Raw genomic sequence first — 12,656 nt, forward strand, 5'->3', positions numbered from 1 at the left:
ACGGCCTCAGGAGGAGGTCGAACCGGTGCCGGCCCGGGCGCGTCGCACCAGGATGGATGCCATGAGTTCGCACCATCTCGATGCCGAGCGCCTGGCCGACCGCGACGACGATCGTCGCGACGGCCGGGACGAGACGCCCAACGAACGCGCCGACCGCAACTGGAACGAGGTGCTCCAGGAACTGCGCGTCCTGCAGACGGGAACGCAGATCCTCACCGGCTTCCTCCTGGCGCTGGCGTTCCAGCCGGCGTTCGCCGATCTCAGCGACGGTCAGAGCACGTTCTATCTCGTCCTCGTGGTGCTGTCGGCGCTCAGCGCCATCGTCGCCCTGTCGCCGGTCGCCCTCCACCGGATCCTCTTCGCGCGGCGTGCCAAGCCGACGGTCGTCGCGTTCGGCCACGTCAGCATGCTCGTCGCCCTGGCATCCGTGTCGCTGCTGCTGATCGGTGTGGTGGCCTTCGTGTTCGACGTGGTCGTCGGCGGTACGGCATTCTTGGTCGCGGGCGGCGCGCTCGCGCTTCTCATCGTGATCCTGTGGGTCGCGGTGCCGCTCGCCGTCCGCGCACAGACCAGGAGGAACCGATGACCGCACCCGCCCTGGGCGTCGCCGTCGCGCAGTTCGCGCCCGCCGCCGACGAGGCGGCGAACCTCGACGCGATCACCGCCCTGGTGGGCCGCGCCGTCGACCGCGGTGCCCGCGTGGTCGTGTTCCCGGAGTACTCGAGCTACTTCATCGACCCGTTCGACGGGTCGCTCGCGCAGCATGCGCAGGAGGTCGACGGACCGTTCGTCCGCGCCCTGACCGATCTGGCATCCGAGCACGGCGTCCACATCGTGGCGGGGCTCCTCGAGCGTGCCAGCGCCGGCGACCGCGTCCGGAACACCGTCGTCGCGGTCGGGCCGGGCGGTCTCCTCGCCCGCTACCGCAAGCTCCACCTCTACGACGCCTTCGGGCAGCGCGAGTCGGACTGGGTCGAGCCGGGGGAGATCGAGGACCCGCAGACCTTCGAGGTCGACGGCATCCGCTTCGCCCTGATGACCTGTTACGACCTGCGCTTCCCGGAGGTCGCCCGGCTGCTCGCCGACACCGGAGCGCACGCGCTGCTGGTCGCGGCGGAGTGGGTCCGAGGTCCGCTCAAAGAGCACCACTGGCGGACGCTCCTGCACGCGCGCGCCATCGAGAACACCGTCTTCGTCGCCGGAGCCGACCACCCGCCGCCGCTCGGCGTCGGCACCTCGCTCGTCATCGATCCGCAGGGCGTGCAGATCGCCGGAGTGGGCACCGCCACCGACGTCGCGGTGGGCTTCGTCGATGCGGCGGCGGTCGACCGCGTCCGCCGCGTGAACCCCGCGCTGAAGCTGCGGAGGTTCACCGTCGTGCCGCGGACCTGATCAGGCTCCGGATGCCGCGAGGCGGCGGGATGCCTCGTCGATCACGCCGGTCTGCTTGCACGCCGCGAAGCGCACGAGCGTCGAGAACTCGGCGCGGTGCGCGGGAGTCACGAAGGCGGTGACCGGGATGGCCGCGACACCGACCCTCGCCGGCAGTGCGCGGCAGAAGTCCGCCGCATCCGACCCCGGCTCGATCAGTGCGCCGGCATCGGCGACCGTGAAGTACGAGCCGCCCGGCACCGAGACGCCGAACCCGGCGGCACGGAGGCCCTCGCCCAGCAGGTCGCGCCGCACGCCCTGGGTGGCGGCGATGCCGTCGAAGTAGGCGTCGGACAGGCGGAGCCCGACCGCGATGGCGGGCTGGAACGGCGCGCCGTTCACATAGGTGAGGAACTGCTTCACGGCGATCACGGCGTCGATGAGGTCGGCCGGCCCGCTGATCCAGCCGACCTTCCACCCCGTCGTGCGGAACGTCTTGCCGCCCGACGAGATGGTCAGCGTGCGCTCCGCCGCTCCCGGCAGCGTGGCGATCGGGACGTGGGGCCCGTCGATCACCAGGTGCTCGTACACCTCGTCCGTCACGATCGTCGCGTCGTGCTCGTGGGCGAGGCGGACGATCTCGGCCTTGACCTCGGCGTCGAAGACGGTGCCGGTCGGGTTGTGCGGGTCGTTGACGAGGATGATGCGGGTGCGGCCGGTGACCGCCGCCCGCAGCTCGTCGAGGTCGGGCGTGAGATCCGGCCAGCGCAGCGGCACCGGGACGTGCGTCGCGCCCGCGAGGGCGACGCACGCCGCGTAGGAGTCGTAGAAGGGCTCGAAGACGACGACCTCGTCCTGCGGTCCGTCGACCAGCGCCAGCAGCGTGGCGGCGAGGGCCTCGGTCGCGCCGGCGGTGACCAGCACCTCACGAGCGGGGTCGAGCTCGATCCCGTAGAACCGCTGCTGGTGCTCCGCGACAGCCGCGAGCAGATCGGCGTGCCCACGACCCGGGGAGTACTGGTTCAGGCCGTCGGCGATCGCGCGCCGGGCGGCCTCGAGGATCTCGGCGGGGCCGTCCTCGTCGGGGAAGCCCTGGCCGAGATTGATCGCGCCGGTCTGCCCCGCGAGGGCGCTCATCTCGGCGAAGATCGTCGGCAGCACCGTGCCGTCGGAGGAGAGGAGGCCTGCCCCACGAGCGGTTCGCTGCCAGGCGCCGGGGATGTGCAGCACGGCCTCAGGCTACATCCGCACGCCGAGGGGGATCAGATCGACATAGGCTGATCGGAGGGGCGGCATAGCTGATCCACAGAGTGCAGTTGCACCCTGGATATGTCTCGACGAAGGAGCATCCCATGAGCGATCCGCACAACCCCGACACGAACGCGTCCGACGCGAACGGGTCCCCGGCGAACGTCCCGCCGCGTCCGCCGCTGCCGTCGGCGACCCCCGCGCCCTCGTCGCCCCCCGCCCCGCATCCCGGGTCCACGCAGCCATACGGCTTCGGCTGGGCCGGCGGCGCGCCCACCCACGCCACGACCCCGATCGCCGAACCCGCGCCCGAGCCCGTCGAGGCCCGCACCGACGAAGCGAAGGTGGGCACCGGCAAGATCGTCGCCGTTCTCGTGGCGGCGGCGATCGTCGGCTCCGTCTCCGGCATCGGCGGTGCGTTCATCGGCTCGTCGATGACCGACGGCCCCGCCGCGACGGTCGTGCAGAGCACGCCGACGCAGGTCACCGTCAACGACCCCGAGAGCGTCAACCAGACGACCGGCATCGCCGCCAAGACGCTCCCGAGCGTCGTCACGATCTCGGCGACGTCGTCCGACGGCGGCGGCACCGGATCCGGCGTCATCCTGTCGGAGGACGGCTACGTCGTCACCAACACGCACGTCGTGACGCTCGACGGCGCTACGAGCGAGCCTGCGCTCCGGGTCACCACGTCCGACGGCCGCGTGTACGACGCCGAGATCGTCGGCACCGACCCGATGTACGACCTGGCCGTGATCAAGCTGACGGATGCCGAAGGCCTCAGCCCCATCGAGTTCGCAGACTCCGGCGCCCTGAACGTGGGGGACAGCACGGTCGCCGTCGGTGCACCGCTCGGGCTCTCGAACACCGTCACCACCGGTATCGTCAGCGCGCTGAACCGGTCGATCCAGATCGCCTCGGCGGCCGTCCCCGACACCGGGGAGCAGGACCAGGACAGCGGTCAGGACTCGCCGTTCCAGTTCGACTTCGGTCAGGGCCGTGAGCAGGGCCGGTCGACCGGCACCATCTCCATCGCCGTCATCCAGACCGACGCCGCCATCAACCCCGGGAACTCCGGCGGCGCCCTCGTCGACGACACCGGCAAGCTGATCGGCGTCAACGTCGCGATCGCGACGGCCGGCGGCACGTCGTCGGGTGAGGCGGGCTCGATCGGCGTGGGCTTCTCGATCCCCTCGAACGTCGTCGAGCGCGTCGCCGGCGAGCTGATCGACAACGGCGAGGCGACCCACGGCCTGCTCGGCGCGATGGTCGGCAACGCGGCGGACGCGGAAGACAGCACGATGGCCGGCGCCCTGATCAGCGAGGTCACCCCGGGCGGAGCCGCCGCCGAGGCGGGCCTCGCCGCGGGCGACATCGTGACCGAGTTCGACGGCGTGCCGATCCGGGATGCCACCGATCTCACCGCCCAGGTGCGCGCCCTCGCGGCCGGCTCGGACGCCACGGTCGTCTACAGCCGCGACGGGCAGACCCGCACCGCCGACGTGACACTCGGCGAGCTGACCGACTGACGCCCGCCCGGTCGCTCCTCGAGACGACCCCACCCCGCGATAGGCTCGCGGAGTGGGGTCGTTCTCGTTCCGGTCGGGCAATGCCGCCCAGGTGCTGCGACTGCCGCTTCACCTCGCGGGTGCCCTCGCGACGCGCCTGATCCCGCGATCCCGCGACCGCTGGGTCTTCGGCTGCGCGACCGGCATCGGCGAGGGCGCCCTCGCGCTCTGGCAGCAGACGGACGCCGCCCGCGAACGACGGGTGTGGCTCGTGGCCTCCGACGACGAGGCGGCCGCCGCGGCGCGCCTCGGCATCCCGACTGCCCCGAAGGCGGGTCTGCCCGGCTTCTGGCTCACGGCGCGCGCCCGCGTCGTCGTCGTCACCCACGGTGCGGGCGACGTCAACCGGTACGCCACCGGCGGCGCGTTCCTCGTCCAGCTGTGGCACGGGATCCCGCTGAAGCGCCTCGGCCTCGACTCCCCGGCCACGACGCGCAGTCCGCTGCCGATCCCGGGCTTCGAGCGACTGCTGCGGCTCGCCTACGCGCGGACGCAGCAGCGCATCCGGCTGATCCCGGCGGCATCCCACCTCGTCCGAGGCCGCCTCGAGTCGTCCTTCGGACTCGACGACACGCGGGTTCCCGTCACCGGCGAGCCGCGGGTCGACGTGCTGTCGGCGGGAACACCGGCGGAGCGGCGGAAGCGCGCCCGGGCGGGCATCGACGCGGCGGTCGGCCCGGTGGGCGACCGCGCGGTCATCCTTTACGCACCCACATGGCGTGACGGCGCCGACGACCCCGGCGTCCCGAACGCCGATGAGTGGGCCCGGATCGTCGACGTGCTCGAACGGACCGACGCGGTGCTGCTCATCCGCTCGCACCCGCTGGGGGCGGGGGAGTACGCCCCGCCCGTCGCGGCTGAGCGCGTGCGTCTCATCGGCAGCGATCTGGTGGCCGAGATCACTCCGCTGCTGCCGGGATTCGACGCGCTCGTCACGGACTACTCGTCCCTCGCCTTCGACTCCGCGCTGGTCCCGCTGCCGGTGGTGTACCTCGCACCGGATGAGGACGACTACGCCGCGTCGCGCGGTTTCTACGGGCGCTATCGCGACGTGGCCGGCGACGACGTGGCCGGCGACTGGACGGCCACGGCGGATCAGCTCCGCCGGCTGCTGACGGAACCCGCGGAGCGGTCGCGCCGCATCGAGCGCGCCGTCGCGCTCAGTTCCCGCGTGCACGCCTACCGCGACGGCCGCAACGCGGAGCGCGTCTATCGCGCGATCCTCGCTGGAGCGACGGGAGGCCGGCCGTGATCCATGCCGAGTTCCGTGCCGACCCCGACGCGGTCCTCGTCCTGACCGGCGAGGGCACCGCTCCCGACGAGGTGGCGGCGTCGGGCCGGCGTGCCTCCCCGACGGGGACGGTGTCGGCCACGGGCACCGGGTGGGAGGCGCGGATCCCGCTGCGCGCGTCCCGGTGGGGCGGTCCGGTGCTGGCGCTCCCGAGCGGCGACTACGCCCTGCTCGTCGACGGCGAACCCGTCGGCACCGTCTCGAGCGTCGCGCCCACGCGGCTGCCTGACCTGACGGCATCCGTCGTGGCGAGCACCCTCGTCGTCGCGCCGCCCCTCGATCCCGGCGACGTCGGTCCGGCGGCGCAGGGCGAGCTCGTACGTCGGTATGCGACCGGTGCGGAACCGCTCGAGAACGCCGTGTTCTTCGAGAGCTTCTACGGGCGGAACGCGAGCTGCAACCCGCGGGCCATCGACGCGGAGATCGCACGCGTGGCACCGGGCGTCGTCCGCTACTGGAGCGTCGTCGACCGCTCGGTCGCCGTCCCCGAGGGCGCGGTCGCCGTCGTCGAGGGCTCGACGGACTGGTGGCGCGCCCGCGGGGTCTCGCGTCTCCTCGTCGTCAACGACTGGCTGCGCCGCCGCTTCGCGCGCCGCCCGGGCCAGCACGTCCTGCAGACCTGGCACGGCACGCCGCTCAAGCGCCTCGCGCTGCACCGTCCGGGATTCGCGCCGCGTCGCGCCCTGGCCGTCGTCCGTGAGAGCCGCCGCTGGGACGTGCTGCTGGCGCAGAACCCCTACGGTGCGCGGATCCTCTCGACGGCGTACGCGTTCCGCCGCCGGCCGCTGTGGGTCGAGGGCTACCCCCGCAACGATCTGCTCGTGACCGGCGACCCGGCCCCGATCCGCGAGGCCCTCGGCATCGGCGCCGACGAACGCGTGCTGCTCTACGCGCCGACCTGGCGCGACGACCGGGACCAGATGGTGGACTTCCTCGACCTCGAGAAGCTCGCCGAGGACACCGGCGGCGTCGTGCTCGTCCGCGGCCACTCGCGGACGCTCATCCCGGGGCGGGACACCTCGGGCGCCCGCGTCGTCGACGTGACGACGTACCCCGACATCGCCGAGCTCCTGCTCGTCGCCGACGCGCTCATCACCGATTACTCATCGGTCATGTTCGACTTCAGCGCGACCGGCAAGCCGATCTACTTCTTCGCGCCGGACCTCGACCACTACCGCGGTGAGCTCCGCGGCTTCTACTTCGACCTGGCGGCCCGCGCACCCGGTCCGATCGCGTCGTCGCAGCAGGAGCTCACGGACGCGCTGACGGATGCCGCCGTGCCGGCGACCTACCGGGCCCGGTACGACGACTGGCGTGCCCGCTTCAACGCCCGGGACGACGGTCGCGCCGCCGAACGCGTCGTCGCGCGCATCTTCGACCAGCGGCTGCTCGACCGGGAGTGAGCCTGCCCTACGGCAGCGGCGTCGGACGATCGAGTCGTGACGTGTCGACGGTGTCCTTCGCTCCGCGCAGGAGACCGCCGATGAACCCGGCGCCCCACGCCAGGTGCATCGTCGGCAGGACGGCGGCGAGCCAGAGCCGGTCCGGCAGCGGTCCGCCCGACGTGGCGGCGACCCCGACGACGACCAGCACGTACAGCGCGAGCGGCAGGTAGACGGCTGACGCGAGGACGGATGCCGCGCCCGCCAGCACGCCGACGGCCTGCAGCACCCCGACCAGGACGGCGAGCAGGGTCAGCAGCACGAGCAGCGGCGGGGCGAAGAACCGCAGGGAATTGCTGCGCCCGTACCGTCGGACGAGCTCGCCCCGCCAGGTGCCGGTCGCGACGAACTGGCGGCACAGCTGCAGCCAGCTCTCGCGCGGCCAGTAGGTGACCGACAGTGCCGGGTCGAACCAGACGCGGTAGCCCGCCGCGCGGATGCGGAGGTTCAGTTCCCAGTCCTCGCCACGCCGGATCGAGTCGTCGAACAGGCCGACCTCGTGGAGGACGGCGCGCCGCATGACGCCGAGGTACGCGGATTCGGCGGGTCCCTCTTCGGTCCCGCCGTGATACGCCCCGCCGCCGAGGCCGATCCGCGAGTTGTAGGCCCGGGCGACCGCGCGCTGGAAGGGCGTCCGGCCGTCGGCGCGCATGACGCCGCCGACGTTCGCCGCGCCGACGCGGGCGAGCGTCGCGAGCGCCTGCCGGGTGTACTCCGGCTCGAGCTCGGAGTGCGCATCGACACGGACGACGGTCGGGTAGCGGGACGCCCGGATGGCGAGGTTGAGGCCGACCGGGATGTCGGCCGCCGGGTTGGGCACGACGCGCACGCGGTCGTCGGTCGCGGCGATCCGCTCCGCCAGCTCCGTCGTGCCGTCGGAGGACGGGCCGAGTGCGAGGATCAGCTCGATCGGCTCGTCGAGCCGCTGCGCCAGGACCGTCGCGACCGCCCGCTCGAGATACGCCCGCTCGTTGAGGACCGGCATCACGAAGCTGACCCCGGGCGACGGGACGGGGGCGTCCCGGGTCGCGGGGGAGTCCTCATGCACCCGTCGATCATGTCATGGCGGCCCCGGCGGCAGCGGGAGGAGCCGCCCCGGCGACGACAGGCGCCTCGGTAAGCTGGAGGGATGAGTGTGTTCGACGACCTCGGCACGGCCCTGGGCCTGGTCCGCAAGGCCGCCGCCAACCGGCTGGCCGTCCGGGACGTGCAGCGCCGACTGGCATCCGTTCCGCGGCAGAGCGGCGATCGGTATCAGGTCGCCGTCTACTTCGCCGACGGCGACGTCAACATGTACCAGATCCGGCAGTGGTACAAGCCGCTGCAGCAGCTTGCGGAATCGTGGCCCGTCGTCGTCCTCAGCCGCAACCCCACCGGCACGCGTGCCATCCTCGAGGACGGCGCCCTGCCGGTCGCCTTCGTGCCGATGGTGCGCGACCTCGAGGCGTACATCGCGGAGCAGGACATCCGCGTCGTGCTCTACGTCAACCAGAACACCCGTAACTTCCAGATGTTCCGGTACGGGCATCGCTGGCACGTGTTCATCAACCACGGCGAGTCCGACAAGATGTACATGACCACGAACCAGTTCAAGGCGTACGACTACGCCCTGATCGCGGGGGATGCCGCCCGCGCCCGGCTGTCGCGCGTGCTGTGGGACTACGACCTCGACGCCCGCACGATCTCGATCGGCCGCCCGCAGGCGGATCACTTCTCGGGCGACCTGCCCTACACGCCCGACGAGCGGGTCGTCGTGCTCTATGCGCCGACGTGGGAGGGCGACCGTCCGTCGGCGTCGTACGGGTCGATCGCCACGCACGGCGAGGCGCTCGTCACGGCGGTCCTGGACTCTCCCGGCCACCGGCTCGTGTATCGGCCGCACCCGCGATCGGGTGTCGTCGACGCCACCTACGGAGCAGCCCACAAGCGCATCGTCGCGGCGATCGCCGCCGCCAACGCGGCCGACCGCACGGCGCAGCACGTCTTCGACGACGGTCCGGAGCTCGGCTGGCAGCTCTCGGCGGCGGACGTCGCCGTCGTGGACATCTCGGCGATGGTCTACGACCGGCTGGCGGCCGGACGACCGCTGCTGGTGACGCGTCCGGTCTCGCCGGATGCCACGATCGATGCGGGCGGCTATCTCTCCGAAGCGGAGTGGCTCACGGCCGGCCCCCCGGCGCAGCTGCTCGACGCCGTGGAGCGCGTCCGCACCGACCCCGAGTCGGTGTCGCGGCTGGAGCACTGGGTGCGGCACTACTTCGGCGACACGACGCCCGGTGCGGCGTCGGCACGCTTCCACGACGCCATCGCGCGGCTCATGCTCGAGTGGGACCGCTGGCACGCCGTGACGGCCGACGCCCCGGACGACGAGGCCGACGAGGACGAGCTCGTCGAGGACTGATCAGGCGCTGAGGTCGGCGACCGCGCGGAGCGGGATCTCGATCCAGGTCGGCCGGTTCCGCGCCTCGTAGACGGTCTCGTACACGGCCTTGTCGAGGACGAGAGCGGCCAGCAGCGGCTCATCGAGTGGGCCGGGCACCGCTTCGGCGTACCCGGCGAGGAACGCGTCGCGGGCGGTCCGCGACCACTCCGCCGCGCGGTCGGCCAGACCGGGGTCCTCGAGCTGGACGGTGCCGGCGGCGTAGTCGAAGGACCGCAGGATCCCGGCCACGTCGCGAAGGGACAGATCGACCTCGCGGCGCTCCGGCATGGGACGCAGCGGCTCGCCCTCGAAGTCGAGCAGCAGCCAGCCGCGGTCGGGCGTGTGGATCACCTGACCCAGGTGCAGATCGCCGTGGACGCGCTGCAGCGGCGGCCAGTCGGTGTCCGCCGCGCGGCGGTACACAGCGCGGATGCCGTCGGCATGGGCAGCCAGCTGCGGGACTTCGGCGACCGCCATCGCCAGGCGTCGCTCCCAGACCGCGAGGATCCCGTCGCGTGCGGCCTCCGACGCGGTCGCTCCCGGGAACGCGTCGGCGAGGTGGGCGTGCACGTCGGCGACCGCGCGGCCCATGCTCGCCGCCTCATCGGCGAAGGGCTCGCCCGATCGTGCGGCGCGCAGCGCCACCCGCCAGGCGTCCTCGACGCCCGTCAGGAACTCCTGCGCGAACGCGAGGGCCGCGGTCTGCGCGGCCTCGCCCGGCGCCGCCCACTCGCCGTCGATCCAGCCGGCGGCGGCCGCGACGTGGCGGCATCCGTGCTGCGCGAGGGCGACCTGCAGCTCGACGTCGGGGTGGATGCCGGCGCTCACCTGCCGGAACACCTTGCAGATGAGCGGCAGGGCGCCGGAGTCGCTGCGGTAGACGATGGACGTGTTCGACTGCTCGCCGCTGAGGACCTTCGCGCGGTACGCGTCGGGGTCGATGGGCGCCACGGCGGTGCCGCGGATGCCGTCGCCAGCGTCGCCCGCGATGGCGGCGAGCAGTGCGCGCGCGTAGGCGGGGTCGTGCGGGCCGTCGACGAGGACGCCGGCATCCGTCCGGGCGATCACGGTGGCGGGGGTGAGCGCGGTGGGGCGCTCGACCACCGGCACCTGGTAGCGGACGGTCTCGCCCCCCGCGACGTCCCTCACCAGCAGAACGGCGATGGTCGCGTCGGGGTCAGCCGACGGAAGCTCCCAGCGGGCATCGAGGGCCAGCTGCGGGGTGTGCGCCTTGTTCGCGTACCAGCGCTGGCGCGGCATCCACGTGGTGAGACTCTCGAGTACGCGTTCCATGCCTGGAGGCTATGGGGCGCTCCCGGCGCCTGTCGAGGTCAGAGACCGATCGCCAAAACTGTGATAGCGGCGATCGCGGATGCCAGTGCGATCACGAGTGCGGCGGCGACGAGCACGGCGTGGACCGTCAGGAACCGCGTGGGCTTGCCGGCGTCATCCCGCGCTCGCGGGTCGCGGGACACGCGGCGGTAGAAGCTCGGCCACACCAGCGCGTTGAAGGCGGCGTTGACGAGGAGCAGGGCGACGAGGAGCGGGGTCACTTCTCGATGGTACGGGCCGAGTCACGCCGTCCGCGTCGACCGAACACGCTTCGCACGGCGCGTCCCGCGCTGCGCTCCAGGGGAGCGGCGCCGGGCTTGGGCTCGAGTGCCTCGGGGTACGCCACGGGCGGCGGACCGAACGCGCGGTGCGCGTTGGTGACGACGCGACGCCCGAGGATGTGGTTGCCGGCGCCGCCGACGACCGCCCCGACGCCGAACGGCAGCGCCTTGCCGACCAGCGACGCGCCGCCCGTCGCGGCGAAGCGGCGGACGAACGCCGACTTGAGCCGATCGACGAGGGGCCCCATCGCCGCCCGGGGGAGCGACTTGGTGATCAGCTCACCCCAGTACTTGTCGCGGCCGGGGCCGTTGCCGGTGACCTGCTTCGCGAACTGCGAGACGAGGTCGACGCCCTCTTTGCCCACCATGAGGGTGAGCACGAGCGCGCGGGCACGGTCGGGGTTGTCGACGCGCAGGCCATGGAGCTCGGCGAGGGACTGGGCGTAGAGCGCGGTGGCCTCGAGGAAGCCGACGGTCTCGACGCCGCTGAGCGCGAGCGTCACGCCGGTCCCGATCCCGGGGACCACCGCGGTGGCGCCGACCGCCGCACCGCCGCTGGTCACGGCGGCGAGGTAGCGGCGTTCGAGGTAGCGGGCGATGTCGAGGGTGCTCGCATCCGGGTGCCGCAGCCGGATGCTCCGGAGGTGCGCGATGACCGCGGGGCGCTGCACCGCGAGCACACGGTCGAGCATGCGGATCATCCGCGGGTGCTCGTCGGACCCTTCGGGCGGCAGGCCGCCCGCCCAGGGTGCGTCAGCGGGGAGCGAGTGGATGCGGGGAACGTCGGTCATGGCAGACCGATCCTAGGAACCAGCGCTCGACATGCCCGGTGGGTTGACTTCCTCAGACGTAGAGGTTCGCGCGCTCGAGGTCTTCGGCGAAGTCCACCTCGACGGCGTACAGGTCGGAGATGTCCAGCGGCTGGATGCGGACGCCGCTCTCGGCGATCGCGAGCTCGAGGCCCCGCTCGAAGTAGTCCTGGTCATCGACGCGACCGAGCTGCGCGATCAGGGCCGGCTTGTCGGCGCGCGAGATGTAGTTGATGCCGACCGCTTCGCCGAGGCCGCCCTCGACCGTCTTCGACAGCAGCGCGATGTGACCCGACGCGTCGACCGTGTACTTGACCTCTTCGTCGCTGACCTTCGACGTGTTGACGGTGACGAAGGACTGCTCGTTCTCGATGAGCGACAGTGCGCGACCGAGGACGCGGGGGTCGAAGACGACGTCGCCGTTCATCCAGAGCACGCCGCCCTTGCCGGTCGCCGCGAGGGCGCGCAGGAGGCTCTTCGACGTGTTCGTCTGGTCGTAGCGGTCGTTGTAGACGTAGTTGACGTCCGGGAACGCGTCGACGATCGTCTCGGCGCGGTAGCCGACGACCGTCGTGATCTTGGCGGAGGTGCCGAACGCGGCACGGATGTTGTCGTGCTGCTGGCCCATGATCGAGCGGCCGTCGCTGAGTGCTGTCAGGGGCTTGGGGAGACTGCGCCCGAGGCGCGAGCCCATGCCCGCGGCAAGGATGACGATCTGGGTGGTCACAGGTATTCTCCTGACGATGTGTTCTTTCCGTCTGACGGATGGACACCCCTTCGTGCCGCCCCCAATCGTAGCGGGGGCACCTGAAAAGGGCCCGAGCACCCGGTCGCCGTTGTGCATTCGTGACAAACGACCTCCGATGACGCGGACGGACGGCGCGTCCAGGTG

Annotated in this window: 12 protein-coding genes; 6 read left to right on the forward strand and 6 right to left on the reverse strand. The window is 72.2% G+C overall.

What is annotated here, in order from left to right:
* Window positions 1–61: 61 nt before the first annotated feature.
* The gene (locus AB3M83_RS07435) at window positions 62–586 is read left to right on the forward strand and encodes a DUF6328 family protein (RefSeq protein ID WP_412946539.1); all 525 of its coding nucleotides are present in this window, start codon (window positions 62–64) and stop codon (window positions 584–586) included.
* Window positions 583–1,392 (forward strand): carbon-nitrogen hydrolase family protein, encoded by an 810-nt coding sequence (locus tag AB3M83_RS07440; protein WP_412946542.1) that lies wholly within the window; start codon window positions 583–585, stop codon window positions 1,390–1,392. The genes AB3M83_RS07435 and AB3M83_RS07440 overlap by 4 nt, the downstream gene beginning before the upstream one ends.
* On the opposite strand, the gene AB3M83_RS07445 is transcribed toward AB3M83_RS07440, so the two are convergent.
* Window positions 1,393–2,601 (reverse strand): aminotransferase class I/II-fold pyridoxal phosphate-dependent enzyme, encoded by a 1,209-nt coding sequence (locus AB3M83_RS07445; protein WP_412946544.1) that lies wholly within the window; start codon window positions 2,599–2,601, stop codon window positions 1,393–1,395. It lies immediately after the preceding gene.
* A gap of 122 nt (window positions 2,602–2,723) precedes the next feature.
* Between AB3M83_RS07445 and AB3M83_RS07450 the strand changes: the two genes are divergently transcribed.
* Genes AB3M83_RS07450 through AB3M83_RS07460 form a run of 3 tightly spaced genes read left to right on the forward strand, consistent with a single transcriptional unit; the run spans window position 2,724 to window position 6,881 of the window.
* Window positions 2,724–4,148 carry a S1C family serine protease gene (locus AB3M83_RS07450; protein WP_412946547.1) on the forward strand — a complete coding sequence of 475 codons (1,425 nt, stop codon included), beginning with the start codon at window positions 2,724–2,726 and terminating at the stop codon, window positions 4,146–4,148.
* A gap of 52 nt (window positions 4,149–4,200) precedes the next feature.
* Window positions 4,201–5,439: a CDP-glycerol glycerophosphotransferase family protein gene (locus AB3M83_RS07455; protein WP_412946549.1), complete on the forward strand. Its 1,239-nt coding sequence runs from the start codon at window positions 4,201–4,203 to the stop codon at window positions 5,437–5,439.
* Window positions 5,436–6,881, forward strand: coding sequence for a CDP-glycerol glycerophosphotransferase family protein (locus tag AB3M83_RS07460; protein ID WP_412946551.1), 1,446 nt, complete (start codon window positions 5,436–5,438; stop codon window positions 6,879–6,881). Before AB3M83_RS07455 ends, AB3M83_RS07460 begins: the two co-directional genes overlap by 4 nt.
* A 7-nt stretch (window positions 6,882–6,888) precedes the next feature.
* Here the strand turns inward: AB3M83_RS07460 and AB3M83_RS07465 are convergent, their stop codons facing one another.
* On the reverse strand, window positions 6,889–7,968 hold the full coding sequence (locus tag AB3M83_RS07465) for a glycosyltransferase family 2 protein (protein ID WP_412946552.1): 1,080 nt from the start codon (window positions 7,966–7,968) through the stop codon (window positions 6,889–6,891).
* A gap of 81 nt (window positions 7,969–8,049) precedes the next feature.
* Between AB3M83_RS07465 and AB3M83_RS07470 the strand changes: the two genes are divergently transcribed.
* Window positions 8,050–9,321 carry a hypothetical protein gene (locus AB3M83_RS07470; protein WP_412946554.1) on the forward strand — a complete coding sequence of 424 codons (1,272 nt, stop codon included), beginning with the start codon at window positions 8,050–8,052 and terminating at the stop codon, window positions 9,319–9,321.
* On the opposite strand, the gene AB3M83_RS07475 is transcribed toward AB3M83_RS07470, so the two are convergent.
* Genes AB3M83_RS07475 through AB3M83_RS07490 form a run of 4 tightly spaced genes read right to left on the reverse strand, consistent with a single transcriptional unit; the run spans window position 9,322 to window position 12,491 of the window.
* Window positions 9,322–10,635 carry a maltokinase N-terminal cap-like domain-containing protein gene (locus AB3M83_RS07475; RefSeq protein WP_412946556.1) on the reverse strand — a complete coding sequence of 438 codons (1,314 nt, stop codon included), beginning with the start codon at window positions 10,633–10,635 and terminating at the stop codon, window positions 9,322–9,324. It abuts the gene before it with no gap.
* A 38-nt stretch (window positions 10,636–10,673) separates the two neighbouring features.
* Entirely contained in the window at window positions 10,674–10,895 is a 222-nt protein-coding gene (locus AB3M83_RS07480) for an SCO4848 family membrane protein (protein WP_412946559.1), read from the reverse strand.
* Window positions 10,892–11,746, reverse strand: coding sequence for a hypothetical protein (locus AB3M83_RS07485; RefSeq protein ID WP_412946561.1), 855 nt, complete (start codon window positions 11,744–11,746; stop codon window positions 10,892–10,894). The genes AB3M83_RS07480 and AB3M83_RS07485 overlap by 4 nt, the downstream gene beginning before the upstream one ends.
* 52 nt (window positions 11,747–11,798) lie before the next feature.
* Window positions 11,799–12,491 carry a phosphocholine cytidylyltransferase family protein gene (locus tag AB3M83_RS07490; protein WP_412946562.1) on the reverse strand — a complete coding sequence of 231 codons (693 nt, stop codon included), beginning with the start codon at window positions 12,489–12,491 and terminating at the stop codon, window positions 11,799–11,801.
* Window positions 12,492–12,656 lie beyond the last annotated feature (165 nt).

Source organism: Microbacterium pasadenense (genome assembly GCF_047246565.1).
Taxonomy (GTDB): domain Bacteria; phylum Actinomycetota; class Actinomycetes; order Actinomycetales; family Microbacteriaceae; genus Microbacterium.